This is a genomic window from Pseudomonas sp. LjRoot277 (assembly GCF_964253845.1).
Lineage (GTDB): Bacteria > Pseudomonadota > Gammaproteobacteria > Pseudomonadales > Pseudomonadaceae > Aquipseudomonas.
In genome coordinates this window covers 4,782,207-4,807,577 of the sequence record NZ_CAXURI020000001.1, presented here as the reverse complement: position 1 = coordinate 4,807,577, position 25,371 = coordinate 4,782,207, and the positions used below count along the sequence as shown (strand labels likewise).

Below are 25,371 nucleotides of genomic sequence, written 5' to 3'. Positions count from 1 at the left end.
TTGGCATCCTCATCTTCCCGGTAATTGGCTATTTGCTGCAGGTCAGTGCGGGATTAACTTAGCTCCACACCCTTTGTGACTGGAGCCCACCATGCAACCGCGTATTGATTTCTACACCGCTTCCCCAGATGCACTCAAAGCCATGATCGCGCTGGAAACCGCTGTTTCTAAGTTGCCGCTGGAAAAGACCTTGATCGAACTGGTCAAGCTGCGTACCTCGCAAATCAACGGCTGCGCCTTCTGCCTGGATATGCACAGCGCCGATGCCCGCAAGGGCGGTGAAGACGAGCGCCGTCTGTACACACTGTCGGCCTGGCGTGAAACGCCGTTCTTCACTCCGCGTGAACGTGCAGCGCTGGCGTGGACCGAGTCGCTGACGCTGCTGAGCCAGACTCACGCACCGGATGAAGACTACGAACTGGCGGCGTCCGAGTTCAGCCCGAAGGAACTGGTCGACCTGACCGTGGCGATTACCACCATCAACGCGTGGAACCGTCTGGCGGTTGGCTTTCGCAAAATGCCTCAAGCCTGATCAATGAGTGTCTGCTGAGGGAGCGGCCGGTGGTTGCACCTTACGCATCAAGGGCACCATCGCCGTGGCGATGATGAAGCAGACCATGATCATCAGGAACGCGTCGCCGTAGGTTTGTGTCTGCGCTTCGCGGTAGGTCAGCAGCCACAGCTGATGCAGGCTGGCGGTGACGCCCGCGTCACCGCTTTGGCCGAGGGTGGCGAAGTTGTTGCCGACCTGGGACAGCCACTGATTCAGTGCTTCATTGGTGCTGTTGAGGTTTTCCGCCAACCGGGTGAAGTGCAGGTTGGTGCGGTCATTCAGAATGGTCGCGCACGCGGCGATACCGATGGCGCCACCCAGGTTTCGCATCAGGTTGAATAACCCCGAAGCATGTTTGAGCCGCGCCGGTGCCAGACCACCCAAGGTCAACGTCACCGCTGGCGGCACCGCCAGTTGCTGGGCAATCCCGCGCAGCGCTTGCGGCAACATCAATTCCTTAGCCCCCCAGTCATGGGTGATCGGGCTGAAATCCCACATCGACAACGCGAACAACCCGAGGCCGATCATCATGATCCAGCGCAAATCAATGCGGTTGGCCAGAAAGGCGTACAGCGGAATCGCCATGATCTGGAACACCCCGGTGGAGAAAACCGCCAGACCAATGTCCAGCGCACCGTAGCCACGCACCCGGCCGAGAAACAGCGGCGTCAGGTAAATGGTGGCGAACAGGCCAATCCCGGTGACGAACGAAAAGAAGCAGCCAAGGGCAAAGTTGCGGTCTTTCAAGGCGCGTAAATCGACGATCGGGTTGGCGACGTGCAGGGTTCTGCCGATGAACGCCAGGCCGGCGAGGCCGCTGATCCATGCCGTGGTCAGAATCGTGCTGTCGCTGAACCAGTTCCAGCGCGGGCCTTCTTCGAGGGTGTATTCCAGGCAACCGAGAAACAGCGCCATGAACACCATGCTCACGTAGTCGGCGCCTTTGAGCAGCGACAATTCCGGCTGATCGATTTTCACCAGCATCGGCACCGCCACCGCGACAAATATCCCCGGCACCAGATTGATGTAGAACAGCCAGTGCCACGAGGAAACATCGGTAATCCACCCGCCGATTACCGGCCCCAGGGTCGGGGCCAATGAGGCCACCGCGCCGATGGTTGCCGCCGCGATCACCCGTTGCTTGCCGGTGAAGAAAAAGAACGCGGTGGTGAACACCAGCGGGATCATCGAACCACCGAGAAACCCTTGCAGGGCACGGAAGGCGATCATGCTCTGAATGTTCCAGGCTGCACCGCAGAGCAGGCTGGCCAGGGTGAAGCCCACCGCTGAAGCGCAGAACAGCCAGCGTGTCGAGAACACTCGGGACAGCCAGCCAGACAGCGGAATCACGATGATTTCGGCGATCAGGTAACTGGTTTGCACCCATGCCGTTTCGTCAGTACCGGCCGAGAGTCCGCCGCCGATGTCACGCAACGACGCTGAGACGATCTGGATGTCCAGCAGCGCAATGAACATGCCGATGCACATTGTGGCGAAGGCGAACACCTTGGTCGCCGTTGCCATGTCGGCGGCATTGAACGGTTGCGCGGGGGCGGCGAGTGCGCGGCTCATGGCACGCTGGCCACGGCCGGGGTTGCAGGTTCCTTGCGAGTGTCCACTTCAGCGGTGACCGACAGGCCCGGACGCAGATGGCCGAGCACGCCATCGGCCGGATCAAGCACGATGCGCACCGGCACCCGCTGAACGATTTTGGTGAAGTTGCCGGTGGCGTTTTCCGGTGGCAGCACGCTGAACTGTGAACCACTGGCCGGCGCGAGGCTGTCCAGATGACCGTGAAATTCCTGCCCCGAGAGCACGTCGGCATGAATGATCACCCGTAGCCCCGGCGTCATTCGTGATAGCTGATCTTCCTTGAAGTTGGCATCGACCCACAGCCCACTGGCGGGTACCACCGACAGCAGTTGCGAACCGGCCTGAGCATAAGCGCCGACCCGCGCCCGGCGATTGCCGATCACACCGTCCACCGGGGCCTTCAGTTCGGTGTAACCCACATTCAACTGCGCCAGATCACGTTCGGCACGAGCCTGCATTAGCGCTGCGCGGGCTTGCTGTTTCTGGGTTGCGATCACATTCAGCTGACGTTGCGCGGCGAGCAATTCAGCCTGGGCCCGGGCGCTGAGGGCTTGGGCTGTCTTGAAAGTGGCGTTGGCGCGTTGAGCGCTTTCCACCGAGACGGCGTTGCTGCCGACCAGTTTTTTGTAGCGAGCATCGTCATCCCGTGAGCGGGCGGTTTCGGCGCCGGCAGCATCAATCCCGGCGCGTGCCTGGCCGATCACCGCGTGTTGCAATTGTTCGGTGGCATCGAGGTTGGCGAGCAGCGCTTCTTCGGCAGCCACTGCGCCTTCGGCCTTGGCCAGGTTGGCGCGGTAATCGCGGGAGTCGAGACGAATCAACACATCGCCGGACTTCACCTTCTGGTTGTCGGTCACCAGCACTTCTTCGATGTAACCCGCCACCTTCGGCCCGATCACCGTCACATCGCCGCCGATGTAGGCGTCGTCGGTCTCTTCGATGAAACGGCCGGCGGTCCACCAGTGAGTCGCGTACAGCCCGGCGAACACCAGGGCAGCGATGACCGCAGCCAGCAAGATCAACCGTTTGAGCAGGGGAGGCTTGGGTGTGTTCACCGGGACAGCAAGGTCGGTTTCAAGGCTGGGCATGCTGGTCATGGAGATTACCTGTGGGGAACGGGTCTTTATTACGTGTGTAATATGACGTAGGTAATATTTGGTGGCAATTGATTTTTGTTGCCGGTCGTCAGGTGGTAATTTCAACCAAGGGTCCGGAGTGCTGCCGGTTATGTCCTTGAAGAAGGCGATGAACGCGCTGTCACTGGCAAACGCAGGTCGAAGGCGCTCTAGCCAATGTTCCGCCCGGTCGCGAGCAGTTCGATGGGGCACATCAGTCGCCATTGCTGATAACTTATGCCGGTTTCACGCTGGAAAATTCGCCCGATGGTTCCGTGGCGTCAACGGCCAGCCCATATGAGCATTTCGCCAATCTCTATTTGAAGCTGAATGTCAGTTCAAAGTCGGAGCTGTTTGTCCTGTTTATCGAGTGGATTCGCTAGCACTGACATCAAAAGATAGCAGCCGCGACAGCTCCTACTGGGGGATGCAGTTCCATGTAGAAACTGTCGCAGGCGTCTTTGCGACAGGTGCTGTGGAACAGGTGTATTAACCAATCGCGGTCCGATTGCTCTGTGCCATCAGTAAGTAGTTACTAACGGAACTGCTAGTGTATTGGGCTTACGCTCACGGCTGGGCTAAGGAAGTCTATGTGATAGCCGGAAGATCCATCACCAATAGCTAAATGAACCCCACTGATACCTTCATTTATTTGTGAGTTGATTTTGTTATTTTTCTTTTTTATCTGATCTTCCGTTTTGATTTTGTTGGCATGTACTCCCGGAAATGTTTTGGAGTGGACTAATTAATACATGATTTTTTGATGTGTTAATGATTTGTGTGGGGTTTTTTAGAATTAATTTGACTGTTGGTCCTCGTAAAACTCTATAGATTATTTGTATAGGACGTATCTGTAATCTTGTTCTGAAAATTTAATATTTCCATTTTTTTGGTTGTGGCTGATGACCTGATGTCGTTAGGTTTATTTATGGATTTTGTTTTTTGAAAGTAAATGTTCAACTGTTAATAGAGGGTTATATAGTGCATGCATCAAAGAAATACCTGACAGATACGTCTGTCCATCAAGCCCTGCTACTGGTTGATCTTACCGAGGCAAGCGCTCCCGATCACGCCGTCCGACTATTGCTAAATGAAGTTCTTCAGGGGCTTGCTGAAAAAAGCTGGCCCCAAGCGCAACTTCAGACCGGACCGCGAATTGTGTCCGCTGAAGAAAATTACGGTTTGCTGGGTTATGACCCAGCAGAAGTCACTCTTGGGAGTGAACACACCCGTTGGGTCGATGAGTTCCCTTTTGCGTACACAAACCACCAGTCAAATTCCGGCGGCACTTCAGCGTGCGGCTCATGTGCGGCAACCGGGGGAGACGATATTGCTGGCCGCGCCAGGTATCACTTTTCGTCGAGATAGTCGGGATCGTTGGCATTGCGCAGAACCACATCAAATGGATATCTGGGTGCTGGGTGATCCGGAACTGTCGACGCATGACCACTTGTTGCGTCTGGTCAGCGATATCCTCACAGCAGCCGTTCCTGACAAGCGTTGGGTCTACAGCGATAGTCCGCATCACTACACGGAGGGCGGAATCGAAGTGAATGTGGTGAATGACGGCTCTCCGGTCGAAGTGCTGGAGTGCGGTCGTATTGCTACGTCTTTGTTAGAGCGCTTGAAGATTGATCCGCAGCGTCATGGAGGGCTGGCGCTCGGGATGGGGTTGGATCGACTGACCATGCTGCGCAAGGGAATTCCGGATATTCGCTTGTTACGCGATCAGAACGTACGAGTACAGGCGCAGATGCATGATTTGAATCCCTGGAGCGCTGTATCACGTTTGCCTTCGATTGCTCGTGATATTTCGTTGGCGGTAACGCCAGGGTTAAGTGAGGAAGTGTTGACCGAGAGGATGTTACAAGCTGCTGGCGACAACTCTGACTGGATCGAGGAGATGCAGGTCAAGGGACGTTGGGGATTTTCGGATTTACCTGCGCAGGCAATTGAACGCCTCGGACTGCTGCCGGGCCAGGAAAACGTGCTTCTGCGCGTTGTACTGCGTGATTGTTCGCGATCAATCACTACCCAAGAGGCGAACGCCTTGTATGCGAACATTCAGTCGGCGTTGCATGAAGGTGCGCCGGGGGCGGGTTACAGAATGGATCTTCCAAAGGCTTGAAACCGCAGCATAGAAATCACACAAACGGAAATCGGAGACGATCATTTCGGAAACCTCCCACACCCAGAGTTTGAGCTTCCCGGTAGGGTCAACGGCCCCGGCGCACTGCCGAGCCCCCAAGGAAGAACGAACCATGACCAGAAAGGCCGTTATCGTTTTCAGCGGCGGACAAGACTCAACCACCTGCTTGATCCATGCATTGCCGATGTACGATGAAATTCATTGCATCACGTTTGATTATGGCCAGCGCCATCGTGCGGAAATCGAAGTGGCGCAACAGCTTTCGAAACAGCTTGGCGTGAAGGTACACAAAGTATTAGACACTTCATTGTTGAGCGAACTGGCCATTAGCAGTTTGACGCGCGACCACATTCCAATTGCAAGGAGTACGGGGGACGGCGTGCCTGATACGTTCGTGCCTGGCAGGAATATTCTGTTTTTAACGTTGGCTTCTATTTATGCCTATCAAGTGAGTGCTGAGGCTGTCATCACAGGTGTGTGTGAAACAGATTTTTCTGGCTACCCGGATTGTCGAGATGAATTTGTAAAGGCTTTGAACAAAGCTATCCACTTGGGCATGGACTATAAGATACGAATTGAAACGCCGCTTATGCAGCTGAACAAAGCTGAGACTTGGGCCTTGGCCGATTACCATAAGCAGCTGGATTTGATTCGTTACCATACATTGACTTGCTATAACGGCGTAACGGGAAGCGGATGCGCCAACTGTGATGCATGTGCTCTCCGTGCAAAAGGATTGAGTGAGTTTCTCGAAAGCAGAGCGAAGGTTTTGAATAGTTTGAAAATCAAACTAAAACTATAAAAGTAATTTGCTGCGGGTAGGGGTGGCCATTAACGGCAGCCCCTATTTTTATGTCGTTCGGGTTGCGCTCACGATGGCTGTGATTTGATGGATGTCGTCGGACTACGATGGCAGGGGCAGGTTTCAGTGCAGGAAAACAGGTAGTGCCGATCAATTAAGCCGTAACACGATCCGTAGCAGCAGGCTTCGCCAGCTGCTACGGTCCGTGTCGTTCCTTAACTGATCGGCTCCGACGGTCGGCTCCTACGGGTTCTTAATCCCATTGCTTCCGGTTAATAGGAAGCATTACTATTCACGCCCCGTCTTCACAGCACACCGCAATGACCCCCAAGCTGCCCCGCAGACACGGCTTTTTCGAGCATTACGAAGAGTTGGTCGGGACCTGGACCCGTCGCCTGAGAAATCGTCAGCAGGCCGAGGACCTGGCCCACGACACCTTCGTCAGGGTGCTTGAGTCCGATTCGGCGATGGTTGCACAACCTCGGGCGTATTTGCACCAGACCGCGCGCAACATTGCGGTGGATGGTTATCGGCGGGAGGATCGGCGGGGCGCCATGGAGTCGGAGGCGGTTGATCACAGTGCGTCGTCGTCCGGCGACCCGGAGCATTTCATGCAGGCGATCCAGTTGGCTGACTCCATCGAACGGGCGCTCACCGAGTTGCCGGTCAACTGCCGCAAGGTGTTCGTCTGGCAGAAGATCGAAGGCCTGACCCAGGCCGAAATCGCCGAACGCCTGGGACTGTCCAAGAACATGGTGGAAAAGTATATGATCCGCACGCTGCGGCATCTGCGCGACCGCCTTGACGGATTGCAGCCATGATCGGCGGTGCCTTCTCATCCCCAGCCAAACAGGAACTTCCATGATGGATACTCGTGATTGTGCGTGCGGGCAAACAACGGTTCGCGACGAGGCGGCGCGATGGTTTGTGCGTTTGCAGGAACCTACGGTGAATGCCGAAGAGTCAGGGCATTTCGACGCCTGGCTGGACGAACACCCTCAGCATCGCGATGAATTCCAGTTGCTCCAGGGCTTGTGGTCGGCGGCGGATTTGCTGCCGGCGGCGCGTCTGCAAGCCTTGTGTGAAACCCCGGCAGCGCGCAGCAAACGTCGCCCGCTGGTGCGTTATGCAGTGGCCGCCAGCGTGTTGGCCGTCGCACTCGGGTTGGGGCTGTTCAGCGGTTTGAATCACCCGGCAATCTACAGCGCCGAATTCTCCACTGCCCTGGGCGAGCGACGTCATGTGGCGTTGCCGGACGGTTCGCTGATCGACCTGAACAGCCGCAGCCGCGTTCAGGTGCGCTATGAAAACGACCGCCGCAGCATCGAACTGACGCAGGGCGAAGCGATGTTCAGCGTCGAGCATGACACCCGTCGACCCTTCGTGGTCGAGGCGGGCAGCGGTAAGGTCACGGTCACCGGCACCCGTTTTGATGTGCGCCGCGACACCGCCCAAACCCGGGTCGTGGTGGAGCAGGGCACCGTCAAGGTTCAGGGCCGCACAGCAGCGGACAGCGATTTCATCAGCCTCACGGCCGGCCTCGGTACGCACATCGATGCCGAGGGCAAAGTGGCCGCTGCCTACGCGGTCAACCCTGCCGAGCTGACCGCCTGGCGCAGCGGCAAACTGGTGTTCAACAACGCCAGACTCAGCGACGTCGCCGAGGAAGTGTCGCGCTATCGGGCGAAACCGCTCACCGTTGGCAACGACAAAGTGGGCAATCTGCGCCTGACCAGCGTGTTCAAATCCGACAACACCGATGCACTGCTCAAGGCCTTGCCGAGCATTCTTCCGGTGGCTGTGCGCACCCTCGATGACGGTAGTCAGGAAATAATTTCAAAATAAATTCAGGTTTTTTTCGAGTTGATCGTCTTCCTGTCCAACTGCAACTGGTTTGCATTAACAAGCGCACACTCTTGCGATCCACAGGACTACGTTCGACGTGAAAAAATCCACCGCTAAAAACAACAAATCACCTTGGTTGCGCCTCGCTCTCGCCCTGGCTGTCACCGCGGCGCTGCCCCAGGCTTTTGCCGCCGACGCGATTCACATTCCGGCGCAACCCCTGGGGCAGGCCTTGAGTGAACTGGGCCAGTAAACCTCGCTGCAGGTGTTCTTCAGCCCTGAGCTGGTCGCTGGAAAACAGGCCCCGGCGGTGGACGGCAACCTTTCGCCAGAAGACGCGCTGCGCCAGCTGCTGCAGGGCAGCGGCCTGCAATACCAGATCGACGAAGGTTCGGTCACGTTGATGCCGGCACCGACTTCGGCTGCAAACGGCCCTTTGGAATTGGGCGTGACCGACATCAAAGTGGTTGGCAACTGGCTCGGTGACGCCGATGCCGCCGTGGTGCAGAACCACCCCGGCGCGCGTACGGTGATTCGCCGTGAGGCTATGGTCGAGCAGGGCGCAATGAACGTCGGCGACGTGTTGAAGCGCGTGCCCGGTGTGCAAGTGCAGGACGCCAACGGCACCGGCGGCAGCGACATTTCCCTGAACGTCGGCGTGCGCGGCCTGACTTCGCGCCTGTCGCCACGCTCCACCGTGCTGATCGACGGCGTGCCGGCAGCGTTCGCCCCGTACGGCCAGCCGCAGTTGTCCATGGCACCGATTTCCTCCGGCAATCTCGACAGCATCGACGTGGTTCGCGGCGCCGGCTCCGTGCGTTACGGGCCACAGAACGTCGGTGGCGTGATCAACTTCGTCACTCGCGCGATTCCGGAGAAGGCCACCGGTGAAATAGGCAGCACCCTGGAAACCTCCCAGCACGGTGGCTGGAAGCACATCGATACGGCGTTTCTCGGCGGTACCGCGGACAACGGCATCGGCATGGCGCTGTTGTACTCGGGCGTGAACGGCAACGGTTACCGTGAACGCAACAACGGCAACGACATCGACGACGTGATCCTCAAGACCCACTGGGCACCCACCGATGTGGACGATTTCAGCCTCAACTTTCACTACTACGACGCCAGCGCCGACATGCCCGGCGGCCTGACCCAGGCGCAGTACGATGCCGATCCGTTTCAGTCCGACCGCAACAACGACAACTTCAGTGGCCGCCGCAAGGACGTCTCGTTCAAGTGGGCACGGCAGATCGACGACCGCACCCAGGCCGAAGTGCTGACTTACTATTCCGATAGCTTCCGTGGCAGCAACATCGCCGCTCGCGATCAGAAGACCCTCGGCTCGTTCCCGCGTACTTACTACACCTTCGGGATTGAACCGCGTGTGTCCCGTGTGTTTGATGTCGGCCCGACCACCCAGGAAGTCAGTGTCGGTTATCGCTACCTCAAGGAAGGCATGCACGAAGAGGCGAGCCGCCTGGCGCTGGTCAACAACGAGCCGGTCGTGACCAAGAGCTCCGACGGCCATGTCTATCAGGACCGCACCGGTGGCACTGAAGCCAACTCGGTGTACGTCGATAACAAAATCGACGTCGGTAACTGGACCATCACCCCCGGCATCCGCTTTGAACACATCAGCACCGATTGGCACGACCGCCCGGTGCTCGACACCGCCGGCAAACCAATGCTGGAAAAGAACCGCAGCATCGAAAGCAACGAGCCGCTGCCGGCCCTGAGCGTGATGTATCACGTGTCGGAAGAGTGGAAGCTGTTCGCCAACTACGAAACTTCGTTTGGCAGCCTGCAGTATTTCCAGCTCGGCCAGGGTGGCACGGGTGACGAACCGGCCAATGGCCTGGAACCGGAAAAGGCCAAGACCTACGAGGTCGGCACGCGCTACAACAATGATGTGTGGGGTGGGGAAGTGACGCTGTTCTACATCGACTTCGATAAAGAGCTGCAATACATCAGCAACGATGCGGGCTGGACCAACCTCGGCGCGACCACGCACCAAGGCATCGAGGCGTCGGTGCACTACGACATGGCGGCGCTGGACCCACGGCTCGATGGCCTGACCGCCAACGCCGGTTTCACCTACACGCGTGCCGTTTATGAAGGCGAGATCCCGGGCTTCAAGGGCCGTGACCTGCCGTTCTACTCACGTCAGGTGGCGACTGCCGGTTTGCGTTACGACATCAACCGCTGGACCTACAACCTCGATGCCTTTGCCCAGTCCAAGCAGCGTTCGCCGGGTGTTGCCGTGAACGCTGATGGCAGCTTCACCAACAACTACATCATCGAAGGCACCGCCGACGGCCAGTACGGCGACATCCCGGGTTACGTCACCTGGAACGTGCGCGGCGGTTATGACTTCGGCGCGACGCTTTCGAACCTGAAAGTCGGTGCCGGGGTGAAGAACATTTTCGACAAGCAGTACTTCACCCGCTCAAGCGACAACAATTCGGGGATGTACGTTGGCGCACCGCGCACGTTCTTTGTGCAGGCCAGCGTCGGGTTCTGATAGATCTGTGGCGAGGGGGCTTGTCGGAACGCCGCATCGCCCCGTTCGGCTGCGCAGCAGTCGCAAAATTTGCGTTGTTGCCGAAATTTATAGGGCCGCTACGCAGCCCAACGGGGCGATGCGGCGTTCCGACAAGCCCCCTCGCCACAATTTAGACTTTCAACACCTTCCCGCCAATAGCCACCGCCACCAGTAACACCGCCATCAACCCGAAGGCAAAACTCAAACTGCTGCCATGGGCGATAAACCCGATCAACGCAGGCCCCGCAAGAATCCCGGCATAACCCAAAGTGGTAATGGCCGGCACGGCGACGCTTTCGGGCATCACCGTCTGCTTGCCCACCGCGGTGTACAGCACCGGCACAATGTTCGAACAACCCGCCCCCAACAATGCATAACCCACCAGCGCCGCCTCCCAACTCGGGGCGAATGTCGCCACAAACAGGCCCGCCGCGGCCGTCAACCCGCCGAACACAATCACCTGGGTAGCACCGAGACGACGCACGATCGAATCACCGGTCAAACGTCCGACGGTCATGGTCAACGCAAACGCCGCGTAACCCAGTCCCGCATAAGCGGTGTCGATCCCGCGTTCCTGCGCCAGGAACACCGCGCTCCAGTCGAGCGCCGCGCCTTCGGCGAGGAACACGATGAAACACATCCCGCCGATGAACAGCACGATGCCATGGGGAACAGCAAACGCTGGCCCCGAACTTTCGCTGCCGTAAGGCAAGAGGTGCGGCGCGGCCTTGGCCAGGGCGATCAGCAGCATCACGATCACCACCAGCGTTGCTCCCAGTGGTGAAACCCCGAAGCCGAGCAGGGCGCTGACGCCCGCCGCACCGACAATCCCGCCCAGGCTGAACAGCCCATGGAAACCCGACATCATGGTCTTGCCGCTGGCCCGTTCGACGATCACCGCTTGCAGGTTCACCGTCGAATCCACCGTGCCAAGGCCCGCGCCGAACATGAACAACGCGGCAATCAACGCCGGAATCGAAGTCACTGTCGCCAACAGCGGCAGGGCCGCACAGATCAGCAACACCCCGGCGCTCACCACCCGGCGACAGCCGAAACGCGTGGCCAGAAGCCCGGCCATCGGCATCGCCAGAATCGACCCCACCCCCAGACACAACAGCAGCAAACCGAGCGTCCCTTCATCCAGCCCGGCCCGAGCCTTGGCGTAGGGCACCAGCGGCGCCCACGCGGCGATGCCGAAACCGGCAATAAAAAAGGCGATGCGCGTGGACATCTGTTCCAGGCGTCCGGGAACAAATGCGGTTTGAGTATTGAGGTTGGTCATATCAATCCTTGGCAAAAAACGTCGCGTACCCAAGGGACAGTGATCGACCTGCGAGGGTTCGATCAGCGTCCGCCCAGGTTCGCGGTGAGGCAGGGTGACATCCTTGCACAGCCTGACGGTGTTTCGCGATATGTTGAGCCCGACCAATGATTTCCTTAAGGGAGGGCGCCATGGCGCGGAGGTACGATGCACGAGGCAATATCTACATGGTTGTGGCGCCCGAGTACTTGCGCAGCAATGGTATCGACATACCCGATCAGGCCAGCGATGCTGCGCAAACCCGCAAGGTCTGGGCGTTGGCGGCCATCGAAGCTTGCTGTGGCTGGGCCCCCGGCACACAACCACCGGGCAGCAAGGCCCATCGTAGCGATGGTTTGCTGGTGGGACCGTTCCAGTCGTCGCATCCTTTTGATTTGTTGATCGTGAACACCGACGGCACCCTGGCCGAGCGTAGCGGCAACGGCCTGACGATTTTTTCCCAGGCGCTCAGCGACCTTGGGCTCTGGCCGAGGGACGAGGCGTGTCTGCTCAGGGTTCATCATGACAAGGCCGATATGCCTTCACCGGGAGAAACATCGGTGAAACTGGCGCAGGTCGAAGGTGTGCATGGTTTTTGGCTGGACTTGGGCAAGCCTGCCTTCGGGCCGGGGGCCGTCAGTGCCGAAGGGGTTGAAGGCGTGGCATTCAATGGTCGCGAACTCAGCCACGTACAGCCATTGGCATTGCTGGATGCCGGGTGGGCGCGCAGTCAATTCGTGCGGGTTGGCAATCCGCATTGCGTAACGCTTGTGGATAACTCGGGTGCCTTGCCGAGTAATGAGCAGATGCGCCAAGCGGGATTGTCCGAAGGGCTGACGCGTATTGCCTATGCCATGCCGACCGGGGAAGGCCGGCCGTGCCCGGCGGGGATCAATCTGCAATGGGCGATGCTTGAATCCGAGGGGCGAGTGGTTGCGCGGGTGTTTGAGCGAGGAGAAGGACCGACGGCGTCGTCGGGCACCAGCGCCAGTGCGGTGGCTTGCGCGGCGTGGCGGGTGGGTTGGGTCAGTGCCGGGGAGGTCAAAGTGGTCATGCCCGGCGGTACGGCGCCGATTTTGCTGGAGGAATTAGAGGGGGAATTGAGTCAGGTCAGGCTATTCGGTACGGCTCGATTGATGGATTGAATTCAAAATTGCCTTCGCGAGCAAGCCCGCTCCCACAGGGGATTTGCGGACGACACAGATCCAATGTGGGAGCGGGCTTGCTCGCGAAGAGGCCCGCATAATCAGCGAGAATTTAGGGCTGAACCGCCCATTCGACCACCGGCATCTGCCGCTTCATCAACACCTTGCCATCGCGCACCGAATACAGCGGCAGGCCTTGGCTGCGGATCACCTCGTAATCGCTGTCCGCCGACAGAATCAGCAAATTCGCCGGCCGCCCGCGTTCCAGTCCATAACGATCACCCAGGTTCATGGCCTTGGCGCTGTTGTCGGTGACCAGGTCCAGTGCGCTTTGCAGGTTGCGGTAACCGAGCATGTGGCAGATGTGCAGGCCGGCTTCGAGCACCCGCAAGATATTGCCGTTGCCTAGCGGGTACCACGGGTCGACGATCGAGTCCTGACCGAAACACACATTCATTCCCGCTTCCAGCAGCTCATTCACACGGGTCACGCCACGGCGTTTCGGAAAGTTGTCGAAGCGCCCTTGCAGGTGAATGCTTTCGGTGGGGCAGGAGACAAAACTGATCCCCGAATGCCCGAGCAGGCGAAACAGTTTGGCGCAGTAAGCGTTGTCGTAAGAGCCCATGGCCGTGGTGTGGCTGGCGGTCACTCGCGAGCCCATGTCGCGGCTGCGGGCTTCTTCGGCCAGCACCTCCAGAAAGCGTGAGTGCGGGTCGTCGGTTTCATCGCAATGCACGTCCACCAGGCAACCGGTGCGCTCGGCCAGGTCCATCAGGAACTTCACTGAACTCACGCCTTGATCGCGGGTGTACTCGAAATGCGGAATGCCGCCGACCACATCGGCCCCCATGCGGATCGCTTCTTCCATCAGCTCGCGACCGTTGCGGTACGACTCGATGCCTTCCTGCGGGAACGCAACGATCTGCATGTCGATCAGGTGTCGGCTTTCTTCGCGCACTTCGAGCATCGCCTTGAGCGCGGTGAGCTGCGGGTCGGTGACGTCGACGTGGGTGCGCACGTGCTGGATGCCGTGGGCGGCGAGGGTCTGGATGGTTTTCTTGGCGCGGGTTTTGGTGTCCTCTTCGGTGATGGTCACCTTGCGCTCACCCCAGCATTCAATGCCTTCGAACAGGGTGCCGCTCATGTTCCAGCGCGGTTCGCCGGCGGTGAGCGTGGCGTCGAGATGAATGTGCGGTTCGACGAAGGGCGGCACCACCAGGTTGCCGCCGGCGTCCAGATCATCGGGGCCCAGGGTCGGCGCTTCGGTCTGTCGGGCGATGTTGCTGATCAGGCCGTTTTCCAGGTGCAACTCATGCAGGCCATCTTGGTTGCGCAGGCGGGCGTTGATGATGTGCATCAGGCGAATCCTTTTATAGATCTTGTAATGGTGCGTTGGCAGTACGGGCACCCAGCACGCCGGTCAGTAACACATACGTTAGCGCGGCAGCGGCAATCCCTACCAGTGGCGCGACCCACGGTGAACTGAACGCAGCGACAGTGCCGACTGCGTAGGCGGCCAAACCGGACCAGTTGAACGCCGGCAACCGGGCATCGGCCAGACGTGGGTATTGACCACGATAGCGGTAGAAGAAGTCCGCCATGATCACGCCGCCAATCGGCGGAATTACAGTGCCCAGCAGAATCAGGTAGGGCACCAGCATGTCGTACATGCCCAGCAGCGCCAGCAACGTGCCGATCACCGCGCCAGCCAGGGTCACGGTCTTGCGACGGCCGGTGCGCAGCAGGTTGCAACCGGCGACGGCGAAGTTGTAGATGGTGTTGTCCTGGGTGCTCCAGATATTGAGCAGCAACATCGCCATCGCCGCCATGGCGAAGCCTTGCAACAGCAACACTTCGACCACGTCCGGTTGCTGGTAAACGATGGCACCGTAAGCACCGATCAACACCATCAGGCCGTTGCCGATGAAGAAACCGATCAGGCTCGCCAGCACCGCGACGCGCGCTGAGCGGGAGAAACGCGTCCAGTTGGTCGCCTGGGTTGCGCCACTGACAAAGGTGCCAAACACCAGGGTAATGGCGGTCGACCAATCCAGTGTCCCCGTCGGGACTACCGCGAGCAAACCGTCGAGCCCGCCGACCTTCACCGTGGCCACCCACATCGACAGCATCAGCAGCAACATCATCGCCGGTACGGCGATGTACGAAAGAATCTCCAGGCCGCGATAGCCGACATACGCGGTCGCGCAAAACACCAGGCCGAACAGCACCATCAGCCCGAGAACGGTGCCCTCGCTCAATTCGAAATACTTGCCCAACACCACGGCGGCAGTGGCCGTGCCCCAGGCGTACCAGCCGATCTGGGTAAAGCCGAGGATCAGGTCGCTGAGCTTGCTGCCCACTTCACCGAAGCAGAACCGACCCATTAATACCGAGTTGAGTCCGCTCTTGAAGGCGATGTAGCCAAGGCCCGCGGCGTAGATCCCGAGCAGCAGATTGCCGACGACAATCACCGCCATCATCTCGCCGAAACTGAACGCCACACCCAGCTTGCCGCCGGCAAACATGGTCGCGGTAAAAAAGGTGAAACCCAGCAACACCATGGCCGTGGAGGCCAGGCCTTTGCGGGCATGCATCGGGACTTCGCTGAGGGGGTAATCGTTGCCGGGATCGTTCTGCGTCATGGGGCGTTCCTTGCTGAATGAGTGACGCGGGGGCATGTTGCAGTGGTCGTGCCAATGGCAGGAGACGTAGTTATTTATAGCCGAGCCGACGGGTTTGGCGCGGGGAGGGCGCGAAAGAGGTGCACCTGAAGGAATAGGTGTCCCCTGTGGGAGCGGGCTTGCTCGCGAAGACGGTGTGTCAGTCAATACAAGTGTCTACTGACCCACCGCCTTCGCGAGCAAGTCGGATCGCCGCACCGCCGCTCCCACAGTGGATACGGTTTCTTCAGGGGGATTTGTGTTGCGGCAGAAACCGCAGGAGCGCCGCGACAATCGCTTCCGGCGCATCTTCCTGAACCAGATGCCCGGCATTCGGAATCGCCTGAAAACGCGACCCCGGAATCATCTGATGCAATGCCTGCCCGCGCTCAATGGGAATCCACTGATCGTCTTCCCCCCACAGAATCTGCACCGGACAACGAATCGTCGGGTACAGCCCTTCGGCCTCACGGGTATAACGCTCGTCCATCTGCGCAATCTGCCGATAGAACGCCGCTTGCCCCGGATCGCCGAGCCATGGCTGCACGTAAGGCGCGAGTTCGTCGTCCGGGATTTCGCGCTTGATCGCCCCGCGAATATAGGTCGGCACGATCGCTTGCTGAATGTAATCGGGCAGGCCACTGAATGCCGCCTCATGCTGACGCACATGCTGCACAAACGGCGAACCCCAGGTCGTCAGCGCCACGGGATCAATCAGCGTCAGGCTGCGGTAGTCCTTGCCGTTCAGCAGGTGAGCACGCAGAGCGGTGGCGCCGCCGAAGTCGTGAGCAACCACGTCTGGTCGCTCCAGACCCCAGTGATCCAGCAAGTGAGCCAACAGGTCGTTCTGCACACCCAGTGACACATCGCCGTCGACTTTCTCCGATAGCCCATAACCCAACAGATCAAAGTAATGCACCCGATGGGTGGTGATGAAGTGCGGCGCAATCCGGTGCCACACGTAAGAAGAGAAGGGCGTGCCATGCACGAACACCAGTGGTGGACCGTCGCCCCGTACGGCGTAGCGAACGGAGCGCCCGTTGAAGCGATAGGTCTGAGGCAGCGGCCAGTCAGTCATTGGGGGTGTCCTCTTGGCGTGGGGGAGCCAAAAAGCATAGGCATAAAAAAACAGCCATTGAAGGCTGTTTTTATATTCACTGACGAAACGCATTACCCCACAAAGGGATTTTCATCGGTCTTTAGATCGGCTTACTCGCCGTGATAGATGCAACCGCTGGTGCACGTCTCGTGGATGCGGATCGCGCTGAGTTCCGGCAGCAGAGGCTTCAATTCATTCCAGATGAATTTGGCCAGGACTTCACTGGTCGGGTTTTCCAGACCGGGAATGTCGTTCAGGTAGTTATGGTCCAGGCGCTCATAGAGCGGCTTGAAGATCGCCTTGATTTCCGAGAAATCACGGATCCAGCCCGTGTGCGGATCGAGGTCGCCGCTCAGGTGGATCGCCACTTTGAACGAGTGACCGTGCAGGCGGCCGCACTTGTGGCCTTCCGGTACGTGGGGCAGGCGGTGGGCGGATTCGAAGGTGAACTCTTTGAAAATTTCCACAGTGGTTTCAGCTCTGTCAGGTGGCGATCGCCGCAGCGATGTGGGCAGGCGGCGAGTTTAACAGTTTGCGTTTGGCGTTGCGGGAAAACACTGACTAAAGGGTCAGCAAGCGCTCCCCGAGGCGACCGCTGGCAGCCAGTTCGAGGAACTCATCGCCCATGCGACGGCTTTCATCCATCGTCGTGCGCCAGTATTTCTGCCGGCTCGGGGCATCGCCCATGAAGCGTTTGAAGTCGTTGCGGTCCGGGAGTTTGCCGTAGGGCAGGCGCGCCAGGTAATCCTTCGATGGCGCCAGCAACAGGACATCCTGCAACCGCGCAGGACACGCGCGGCGCCATGGCAGGGTTTTGTCGAACCAGCCGGGAATCACCCGGTCGGTGAAATGCGGATAGAGCACGATGTCGTTGCCGCTGTAGGGCAGGTCGAGGTGATAGTCCAGCAGACCGCCATCGCGAAACGTCCCGGCACCGGCACCCGGCAGGTCACGCACGCCTTCCATCACCATCGGGATCGAGCCCGATGCGAGCAAGGCCTGGCGCAGGTTGCCGGCATTCAGCGCAACGAAGCGCGAGGGGAAATCGTTGAGTGCATTGACCGGCGGTGCCAGACGCGGATCGTGAATGATCAGCCGCTCGAAATGCCGCGACAGCCGCGCCCGCCCGCGCAGGTTGTCGGCGATCACCGATGACAGGCCCAGCCCCAGTCGGCCGCGACGATCGTCCGCCAGCAGGCCGTGGCTTTTGACCACCATGATGTTCAGTCGGTAATGAGCGTTGTCCAGAATCGAGGCATCGCGGCCGTCGAGCAGGTCATCGAGCATGCGCCGGGAGCTTTGGCTGACCTGCGCCATGGTTACGCCCTTGGCGAAGTTCTGCTCGGTATAGAGGTGACCGAGGCGGCGGATACCTTCGGCGGCATCCGGCAGGCAAGCGCTGGCGAAGCGCCAGGACCCAACTGACGCACCGATCAACGAGCGCTCCCGCGGCGTCGCCGGCAGCCATTCACCGAACAACGCCAGGTCCATACCTTGAATCCCCAACGCCTTGGGACCACCGGCGGCACCCGGCAGCGTACCGACATCGGCGGCGCTCAAACCGTTTTCACGGATGTGCGCCAAGGCGCGAGGGCCGGCCTTGAGCGTCAGGGAGGGGAACTTGATGTGGATTGCGGTCATACCGGTCTCGAATGCAGGCAAGCGGGGGATTATGTGGGAGCGGGCTTGCTCGCGAAAGCGTTGTATCAGTCGGTATTAATGCTGGCTGACACACCGCCTTCGCGAGCAAGCCCGCTCCCACAGGTGATGTCGTGTCGCCATCTACAATGATGGCAATTCAGTTTCAATTAAGTTCGCCCCGTTAAGGTGCACTCCGTAGGCAACACATAAAAAAATACGGAGACATCCCATGAAAACCTTCACTGCCCTGTTCACCGCGTCCATCATCGGCATGACCGCCAGCCTCGCCCACGCTCGCGACCTCGGTCCAGACGAAGCCCTGAGACTGCGCGACGCTGGTACCATCGTGTCTTTCGAGAAGCTCAACGCCACCGCTCTGGCCAAACACCCTGGTTCTACCGTCACCGAAACCGAGCTGGAAGAAGAGTACGGCAAGTACATCTATCAGGTGGAATTGAGCGATCCTCAGGGCATTGAGTGGGACCTGGAATTGGACGCTGTCAGCGGGCAGATTCTCAAGGATCATCAGGATACGTAATGAAGGTGTTTTCTTTTTCACAGCGGTGCACGAGAGGTCGAATGGCTCTGGCGCTCCTGGCTTTTTGCTCGGTGGTCATGGCCCGTGACCTGGATCAGGACGAAGCCCTGCGCCTGCGTCAACAGGGCGTGATCCTGCCGCTGGAGCAGCTGTTGCAGCAGGCGCTGGACCGCTACCCCGGCGCCAAATTGCTGGAAGCCGAGCTTGAAGAGAAACACGACGTCTACGTTTATGAAGTCGAGTTGCTGACCGCCGAAGGCGTGGTTCGCGAACTTGACCTCGACGCCACCACCGGCCAGTTACTGAAAGACAAGGAAGATTGATCGATGCGTTTGCTTCTGGTGGAAGACCATGTGCCGCTGGCCGACGAACTGATGGCCGGCCTCAACCGTCAGGGTTACGCCGTGGACTGGCTGGCCGACGGTCGCGACGCGGTGTATCAGGGCAGCAGCGAGCCTTATGACCTGATCATCCTCGACCTCGGCCTGCCGGGTTTGCCAGGGCTCGAAGTGTTGACGCAATGGCGGGCCGGTGGTCTGTCCACACCAGTGCTGATCCTCACCGCCCGTGATTCCTGGGCCGAACGGATCGAAGGCCTCAAGGCCGGTGCCGACGATTACCTGACCAAACCCTTCCACCCCGAAGAGCTGCACTTGCGCGTCCAGGCGCTGTTGCGCCGTTCCCATGGGCATGCCAACCAGCCGACGCTCAAGGCTGCCGGACTGCATCTGGACGAAGGCCGTCAATGCGTGACCCGCGACGGCGCCGACATCCAGCTCACCGCCGCTGAATTCCGCCTGCTGCGTTATTTCATGCTGCACCCCGAGCAGATTCTGTCCAAAAGCCACCTCGCCGAACACCTCTACGACGGTGAAACCGAGCGCGACTCCAACGTGCTCGAAGTCCACGTCAACCACCTGCGGCGCAAACTCGGGCGCAGCGTCATCGAAACCCGTCGCGGCCAGGGTTACCTGTTCGGCGGGCAAGCCCAGTGAGGTCGATCCAGCGCCGCTTGAGTCTGGGGCTGATCAGCGTGATGGTGATCGTCGGCCTGGTGCTGGCGCAGACCAGCCTGTGGCTGTTCGAAATGGGTTTGCAGCGCTACCTCGAAGCCGGGCTGCGCGACGACAGCGAAAACCTGCTGGTGGCGCTGGTGCGTGGGCCGCAGGGTTTGCAGCTGGATGAGCGACACCTGTCGCCGGCCTATCAGCGACCGTTTTCCGGGCATTACTTCCGCATCGATTTTGCCGACAGCCATTGGCGCTCCCGTTCGCTATGGGATCAGGAACTGCCGCGCCTCGACCATGCCGGCCTGCACAGCAATCTGCAATTGGGGCCGGAAGGCCAGCAATTGCTGGTGCTGCGTTCGGACTATCGGCGCCTGGGCCAATCGATTTCCATCAGCGTGGCCCAGGATTACACGCCGGTGCGCGAGAGTTTCCAGCGCATGCGTCAAGTCGGATTGGGCCTTGGGCTGACGGGATTGCTGCTGATTCTGCTGCTGCAACGGATCACCGTGCGCCGCGCTTTGCGCCCGCTGGAAAAGGCGCGGGAGCAGATCGCCCAGTTGCAGCAGGGCCAGCGCTCGCAACTCGATGATCAGGTGCCGGTAGAGCTTGAACCGTTGGTGGCGCAGATCAACCATTTGCTGGCGCACACCGAAGACAGCCTCAAGCGTTCGCGCAATGCGCTGGGCAACCTCGGCCACGCCTTGAAAACCCCGATGGCGGTGTTGTTGAGCCTGGCCTCAAGCGAGAAGCTCGATGCGCATCCAGAACTGCGCAAGGTCATTAAGGCGCAGCTGGAACAGGTCCAGCAACGACTCAATCGCGAACTCAATCGTGCACGGTTATCCGGCGATGCGTTGCCGGGGGCGTTGTTTGATTGCGATGCTGAATTGCCTGGGTTGCTGGCGACGTTGAACATGATTCATGGTGAGCATCTTGATCTCAGCTACCGTGCACCGGCCGGTTTGCAACTGCCTTGGGATCGCGAGGACTTGCTCGAACTGCTCGGTAACCTGCTGGACAACGCCTGCAAGTGGGCGGATGCCGAAGTTCGGTTGAGCGTGGTCGAGACGGCCGAAGGGTTTGAGTTAAGCGTGGAAGACGATGGGCCGGGGATTCCGGAAAACCAGCGCGATCAGGTGTTCAGCCGGGGGACCAGGCTTGATGAACAGACGGATGGGCATGGGTTGGGATTGGGGATTGTGCGGGACATCGTCGATACGTGGGGCGGGGTGTTGCGGTTGGAGGAGAGTGAGTGGGGTGGGTTGAAGGTGGTTGTTGAGCTACCTCGGCGTTGAGGCTGAAAGCCACCCCTCACCCCAACCCTCTCCCCACGGGGGAGAGGGGGAAAGGGAGCAGATCTTCAAGCTTTTCAAAATTTAAGTTCGACTCGATATTTCAGGTCGATGTAGCTCCAAGAACAACTCGGTCAGTCCCCTCTACCTTTGGGAGAGGGTTAGGGTGAGGGCTTCTCAGACCCGAAACTGATCCATCAAACTCTGCTGCTGATTCGCCAGGCTATTGAGTGACTGACTCACCCGCGCCGACTCATTCGCCTGCCCCGACAGCGACTCCGTCACATCCCGAATCGTCGCCACGTTGTTGTTGATCTCCTCGGCCACGGCGCTTTGCTCTTCCGCGGCACTGGCGATCTGCAAGTTCATGTCGCTGATCACCGTCACCGCTTCACCAATCTGGCGCAGCGCCGTCACCGCCTGACCCACCTGTTCGACGCTGCCCTGAGCCTGACGATGGCTGTTGTTCATCGAGCCGACCACGTCCTGAGTGCCACTCTGCAACTGCTCGATCACCAGACGGGTTTCTTCGACGGACTCCTGGGTCCGGCGTGCCAGGTTGCGCACTTCATCGGCCACCACGGCAAAACCACGTCCGGCTTCACCGGCACGAGCGGCCTCGATGGCGGCGTTGAGCGCCAGCAGGTTGGTCTGTTCGGCGATGGCCCGAATCACTTCCAGCACCGAGCCGATCTTCTCGCTATTGGCCGCCAGGCCTTCGACTTGAACCATTGCCGCGCTCATGTCGGCGGCGAGGTTGTCGATGCTGGCGGTGGTGCGGTCGATCACGGTCAAACCGCGGCGGGTGGCCTGATCTGCATCTCGCGCTGCCTGTGCCGCTTGCGCTGCACTGCGAGCGACGTCTTGAGCGGTGGCGCTCATTTCGTGGGAAGCGGTAGCGACCTGATCCACCTGACGGTATTGCTGCTCCATGCCGGCGCTGGTCTGGGTGGCGATGGCGGACGACTGATCCGCCGTGCTGCGCGCGTCCTGCACCGAGCGTTTGACCTCGGCGATGATCGGTTGCAGCTTGTCGAGGAAGCGGTTGAACCAGCCGGCCAGTTGGCCGAGTTCGTCCTGCTTGTCGTAGGCCAGGCGGCGGGTCAGATCGCCTTCGCCGCTGGCAATGTCTTCGAGCATGTGCGCCACACCCAGGATCGGCCGGGTCACGCTGCGGGCCATCAGCCACACCAGTAACAGGCCAATCAACGCGGCCAGCACACCCAGGCCGAGTTCGACCAGGGTGCCGGCGGTGTTGCTTTCATCGAGTTGTTTTTTCAGTGCTTCGGCGGGGCCGACCAGGACTTTTTCTGGCACATCGAGCAACACGCCCCAGGACTTGCCATCGGGAATCGGCTGGAACGGCGACAGCACTTTGAGCTGTTGATTGTTGTGCAGGCTTGCGGTCTTGCTGCTGGCGGCGAGCATGCGGATCAGCTCGGCACCGTTGGCCTTGTCCACGGTGTCCAGGCGCTGGCTGAGCTTGCTGGCGTCCGGGCTGTAACCGGCCAGCAAACCGACCGGGCTGATGATGCTGACGTTGGTCTGGCCGTCATAGAGTTTCTTGCTCGCACCTTGGCTGACGGCTTGCAGGCTGTTGAGGTTGATGTCCACCGACAGCGAAGCGATGACCTTGCCGTTGACCATCAGCGGGAAAACGATGCTGGTCATCAGCACGTTCTGGCCGTCGATCACATAGAAGTAGGGTTCGATCACGCAGGGCTTGAGGGTCGTGCGCGGGCAGGTGAACCAGGCGTTGGCCGGTTCGCCGCTAGGGCCGGTGCTGGTGTCGGCCATGTCGCTTTCCGGTAGCGCCATCGACGTTACCTTACCCGGAGTCGGTTGCGACCAATAAAGGGCGAAACGGCCCTTGTCGTTGCTGCCCAACTCGGCCTGGCCGGCGAACAGGTCGTCCTTGCCGTCCAGCGCGTTGGCTTCGAACACCAGCGACAGGCCGAGCAGTTCCGGGTTGGCTTGCAGGGCTGACTTGACCTGACGCGTCAGGTCTTCACGCAAGTCAAAGGCATCGAGGAAGCGCTTCTCGGCCTGGTCGCGCAGGAACAGCACCTGACGCGAAAAGCCGTGGCCATATTGATAGGCGTCCATGAACTGCTGGCGAATCCCCAGCGCCTGGTTTTCACCCTGGGATTCGATTCGGGCCTGGGCCGCTTCGGTGAGCATCTCCATGCTGGATGCTTTCACCATCTCGGAGCTGTGCTCCATGCGATACAGCGAAAGACCCACCAGCAGGGTCACGATGCCGGCCAGGCATAGCCCGGCCAACAGGGTGATTTTCCATTGAATGGAAAGTTGTCTGAGCGACATGGAGACGTCCTTTATTCGATAAATATCTGAGACTTTGCACTGTAACGGCCGCTAATCTGCTTTCTTTATCCTCTCAATTAAATAAGCCATCACACGAAACCTGTAGCAGCTGGCGAAGCCTGCGTTCGGCTGCGCAGCAGTCGTCAAACCTGCGCATACGGTACTTCTGGCACAACCCGTCGCCTGAATTCACGACTGCTTCGCAGCCGAACGCAGGCTGCGCCAGCTGCTACAAGGGATCGTGTTCGCTTTGACAAGGGATTGATGCTGCGGCACAGTGCGCGCCCTCTAATAAAACCCTCTCATTCAATCCGCTGGCGGCTCTTTGCAGACTGCCGGCCGGACTCTTTCCGTTTGCCTTGAGGTACCGATGATTAATGCTGTAATTGCCGCGGTCGGCATCATGCTGATCCTCAGCTTGTCCCGCGTGCACGTAGTGATCGCGCTGATCGTGGGCGCCCTGGTGGGTGGTTTGACCGGTGGCCTGGGCATCGAGGCAACATTAAAAGCCTTCAACAGCGGCCTCGGTGGTGGCGCGACGGTCGCGTTGTCCTACGCATTGCTTGGCGCTTTCGCCGTGGCCATTGCCAAGTCCGGCCTGGCGCATGCCCTGGCAGACAAAGCCTTGCTGATGGTCGACCGCCAGCACGCCAGCGGTGGCCGTCAGGTCAAATGGCTGTTGATCGGTTTGCTGTGGGTGGTGGCCATCGCTTCGCAGAACATTCTGCCGATACATATCGCCTTTATTCCGCTGTTGGTGCCGCCACTGTTATATGTGCTGACCAAGCTGCAACTGGACCGCCGACTGATCGCCTGCGTCATGACCTTCGGCCTGATTACGCCGTACATGTTCCTGCCCGTGGGCTTCGGCAATATCTTCCTTAATGAAATCCTGTTGGCCAACGTCGCCCGTAGCGGTGTGGACATCAGCGGCATCAACGTCACCCATGCCATGGGGATTCCGGCGTTGGGCATGGTCGTCGGGCTCGCGGCAGCGTTTATCAGCTACCGCAAGAAGCGCGTCTACGATCTGGAAAAGATCGAGCAGGTCGAACAGGTCGCGGTGCAGTACAACCCGCTGAGCCTGATGGTCGCCGGTCTGGCCATCGCGGTGGCGTTCATCATTCAGCTGTTGCTGGATTCGATGATCATCGGTGCGTTGGCAGGCTTTCTGATTTTTTCGGTGTCGGGGATCGTGAAGTGGCGTGAAACCGACGATCTGTTCACCGAAGGCATGAAAATGATGGCGATGATCGGCTTCATCATGATCGCGGCCTCAGGTTTCGCCGAAGTGATGAAAGCCACCGGTGAGGTGCAGACACTGGTCGAAGCCTCGGCCTCGTGGATCGGCCACAGCAAAGGCATTGGCGCGTTGTTGATGTTGCTGGTCGGACTCTTGGTGACCATGGGCATCGGTTCGTCGTTTTCCACGGTGCCGATCCTGGCCGCGATTTTTGTGCCGCTGTGCGTTCAGTTGGGTTTCAGCCCGATCGCGATCGTGTGCATCGTCGGGACTGCCGGTGCGCTGGGCGATGCCGGTTCACCGGCGTCGGACTCGACCCTCGGTCCGACCTCGGGCCTGAACATCGACGGCCAGCATCACCACATCTGGGACACCGTGGTCCCGACCTTCCTGCACTACAACCTGCCGCTGCTGGCGTTCGGCTGGGTGGCGGCGATGGTCCTGTAACCACACTCTCCCTTGTGGGAGCGCATTCAACTTTTGATCCTGCGTGCCGTTAAAGCCTTTAACCACGCCAAT

At 59.4% G+C, this 25,371-nt stretch carries 21 protein-coding genes and 3 pseudogenes; 13 read left to right on the top strand and 11 right to left on the bottom strand.

All coding sequences use genetic code 11. From position 1 onward, the window contains the following. The first annotated feature begins 91 nt into the window (after positions 1-91). Positions 92-532: a carboxymuconolactone decarboxylase family protein gene (locus tag ACSQ87_RS22705; protein WP_223432503.1), complete on the top strand. Its 441-nt coding sequence runs from the start codon at positions 92-94 to the stop codon at positions 530-532. On the opposite strand, the gene ACSQ87_RS22700 is transcribed toward ACSQ87_RS22705, so the two are convergent. The 3 genes and pseudogenes from ACSQ87_RS22700 to ACSQ87_RS22690 form a co-directional block, all read right to left on the bottom strand. Further along, positions 533-2,125 (bottom strand): DHA2 family efflux MFS transporter permease subunit, encoded by a 1,593-nt coding sequence (locus ACSQ87_RS22700; protein ID WP_436274423.1) that lies wholly within the window; start codon positions 2,123-2,125, stop codon positions 533-535. After that, positions 2,122-3,243 carry an HlyD family secretion protein gene (locus tag ACSQ87_RS22695; RefSeq protein ID WP_436274422.1) on the bottom strand — a complete coding sequence of 374 codons (1,122 nt, stop codon included), beginning with the start codon at positions 3,241-3,243 and terminating at the stop codon, positions 2,122-2,124. Before ACSQ87_RS22695 ends, ACSQ87_RS22700 begins: the two co-directional genes overlap by 4 nt. Positions 3,244-3,342: 99 nt before the next feature. Next, positions 3,343-3,533 (bottom strand): annotated as a pseudogene (locus ACSQ87_RS22690) (AraC family transcriptional regulator); the annotation flags it as partial. Between the two features lie 818 nt (positions 3,534-4,351). On the opposite strand from ACSQ87_RS22690, the gene srmL reads away from it, so the two are divergent. The 6 genes from srmL (at position 4,352) to ACSQ87_RS22660 (ending at position 10,578) form a co-directional block, all read left to right on the top strand. Continuing rightward, the gene (gene srmL / locus ACSQ87_RS22685; RefSeq protein ID WP_438826958.1) at positions 4,352-5,389 is read left to right on the top strand and encodes a PheS-related mystery ligase SrmL; all 1,038 of its coding nucleotides are present in this window, start codon (positions 4,352-4,354) and stop codon (positions 5,387-5,389) included. Between the two features lie 133 nt (positions 5,390-5,522). Further along, the gene (queC, locus tag ACSQ87_RS22680) at positions 5,523-6,212 is read left to right on the top strand and encodes a 7-cyano-7-deazaguanine synthase QueC (protein ID WP_436274421.1); all 690 of its coding nucleotides are present in this window, start codon (positions 5,523-5,525) and stop codon (positions 6,210-6,212) included. 320 nt (positions 6,213-6,532) lie between these two features. Next, positions 6,533-7,033, top strand: a complete 501-nt coding sequence (locus ACSQ87_RS22675) for a sigma-70 family RNA polymerase sigma factor (protein WP_223432506.1) — start codon at positions 6,533-6,535, stop codon at positions 7,031-7,033. A 40-nt stretch (positions 7,034-7,073) separates the two neighbouring features. After that, positions 7,074-8,057, top strand: coding sequence for a FecR family protein (locus tag ACSQ87_RS22670; protein ID WP_436274420.1), 984 nt, complete (start codon positions 7,074-7,076; stop codon positions 8,055-8,057). 97 nt (positions 8,058-8,154) lie between these two features. Beyond that, positions 8,155-8,310 carry a hypothetical protein gene (locus ACSQ87_RS22665; RefSeq protein WP_436274419.1) on the top strand — a complete coding sequence of 52 codons (156 nt, stop codon included), beginning with the start codon at positions 8,155-8,157 and terminating at the stop codon, positions 8,308-8,310. Positions 8,311-8,322: 12 nt separating this feature from the next. Beyond that, the gene (locus ACSQ87_RS22660) at positions 8,323-10,578 is read left to right on the top strand and encodes a TonB-dependent siderophore receptor (RefSeq protein WP_436274418.1); all 2,256 of its coding nucleotides are present in this window, start codon (positions 8,323-8,325) and stop codon (positions 10,576-10,578) included. Positions 10,579-10,729: 151 nt separating this feature from the next. Here the strand turns inward: ACSQ87_RS22660 and ACSQ87_RS22655 are convergent, their stop codons facing one another. Further along, positions 10,730-11,881, bottom strand: a complete 1,152-nt coding sequence (locus ACSQ87_RS22655; RefSeq protein ID WP_223432509.1) for an MFS transporter — start codon at positions 11,879-11,881, stop codon at positions 10,730-10,732. 170 nt (positions 11,882-12,051) lie between these two features. On the opposite strand from ACSQ87_RS22655, the gene ACSQ87_RS22650 reads away from it, so the two are divergent. Then, positions 12,052-13,044 carry a diaminopimelate epimerase gene (locus tag ACSQ87_RS22650; RefSeq protein WP_436274417.1) on the top strand — a complete coding sequence of 331 codons (993 nt, stop codon included), beginning with the start codon at positions 12,052-12,054 and terminating at the stop codon, positions 13,042-13,044. A gap of 112 nt (positions 13,045-13,156) precedes the next feature. On the opposite strand, the gene codA is transcribed toward ACSQ87_RS22650, so the two are convergent. From codA to ACSQ87_RS22625, 5 genes are all read right to left on the bottom strand, one after another. Continuing rightward, positions 13,157-14,401 carry a cytosine deaminase gene (gene codA / locus ACSQ87_RS22645; RefSeq protein WP_436274416.1) on the bottom strand — a complete coding sequence of 415 codons (1,245 nt, stop codon included), beginning with the start codon at positions 14,399-14,401 and terminating at the stop codon, positions 13,157-13,159. Positions 14,402-14,414: 13 nt separating this feature from the next. Further along, positions 14,415-15,686, bottom strand: a complete 1,272-nt coding sequence (gene codB, locus ACSQ87_RS22640; protein WP_436274415.1) for a cytosine permease — start codon at positions 15,684-15,686, stop codon at positions 14,415-14,417. A gap of 265 nt (positions 15,687-15,951) precedes the next feature. After that, positions 15,952-16,782 (bottom strand): alpha/beta fold hydrolase, encoded by an 831-nt coding sequence (locus ACSQ87_RS22635; protein ID WP_436274414.1) that lies wholly within the window; start codon positions 16,780-16,782, stop codon positions 15,952-15,954. 131 nt (positions 16,783-16,913) lie between these two features. Continuing rightward, on the bottom strand, positions 16,914-17,270 hold the full coding sequence (queD, locus tag ACSQ87_RS22630) for a 6-carboxytetrahydropterin synthase QueD (RefSeq protein WP_081744008.1): 357 nt from the start codon (positions 17,268-17,270) through the stop codon (positions 16,914-16,916). A gap of 94 nt (positions 17,271-17,364) precedes the next feature. Beyond that, positions 17,365-18,444 carry a patatin-like phospholipase family protein gene (locus tag ACSQ87_RS22625; RefSeq protein ID WP_436274413.1) on the bottom strand — a complete coding sequence of 360 codons (1,080 nt, stop codon included), beginning with the start codon at positions 18,442-18,444 and terminating at the stop codon, positions 17,365-17,367. 229 nt (positions 18,445-18,673) lie between these two features. On the opposite strand from ACSQ87_RS22625, the gene ACSQ87_RS22620 reads away from it, so the two are divergent. Genes ACSQ87_RS22620 through ACSQ87_RS22605 form a run of 4 tightly spaced genes read left to right on the top strand, consistent with a single transcriptional unit; the run spans position 18,674 to position 21,287 of the window. Then, positions 18,674-18,982 carry a PepSY domain-containing protein gene (locus ACSQ87_RS22620; protein WP_436274412.1) on the top strand — a complete coding sequence of 103 codons (309 nt, stop codon included), beginning with the start codon at positions 18,674-18,676 and terminating at the stop codon, positions 18,980-18,982. Next, entirely contained in the window at positions 18,982-19,305 is a 324-nt protein-coding gene (locus tag ACSQ87_RS22615; protein ID WP_223433639.1) for a PepSY domain-containing protein, read from the top strand. Before ACSQ87_RS22620 ends, ACSQ87_RS22615 begins: the two co-directional genes overlap by 1 nt. 3 nt (positions 19,306-19,308) lie before the next feature. Further along, positions 19,309-19,977 carry a response regulator transcription factor gene (locus ACSQ87_RS22610; protein ID WP_149631781.1) on the top strand — a complete coding sequence of 223 codons (669 nt, stop codon included), beginning with the start codon at positions 19,309-19,311 and terminating at the stop codon, positions 19,975-19,977. Continuing rightward, positions 19,974-21,287 carry a sensor histidine kinase gene (locus tag ACSQ87_RS22605; protein ID WP_223433638.1) on the top strand — a complete coding sequence of 438 codons (1,314 nt, stop codon included), beginning with the start codon at positions 19,974-19,976 and terminating at the stop codon, positions 21,285-21,287. Before ACSQ87_RS22610 ends, ACSQ87_RS22605 begins: the two co-directional genes overlap by 4 nt. 174 nt (positions 21,288-21,461) lie before the next feature. Here ACSQ87_RS22605 and ACSQ87_RS22600 read toward each other — a convergent pair. Continuing rightward, positions 21,462-21,974 (bottom strand): annotated as a pseudogene (locus tag ACSQ87_RS22600) (methyl-accepting chemotaxis protein); the annotation flags it as partial. A 345-nt stretch (positions 21,975-22,319) separates the two neighbouring features. After that, positions 22,320-23,390 (bottom strand): annotated as a pseudogene (locus ACSQ87_RS22595) (HAMP domain-containing protein); the annotation flags it as partial. A 592-nt stretch (positions 23,391-23,982) separates the two neighbouring features. Here ACSQ87_RS22595 and ACSQ87_RS22590 point away from each other — a divergent pair. Next, on the top strand, positions 23,983-25,299 hold the full coding sequence (locus ACSQ87_RS22590) for a Na+/H+ antiporter family protein (RefSeq protein WP_436275113.1): 1,317 nt from the start codon (positions 23,983-23,985) through the stop codon (positions 25,297-25,299). Positions 25,300-25,371: the final 72 nt, after the last annotated feature.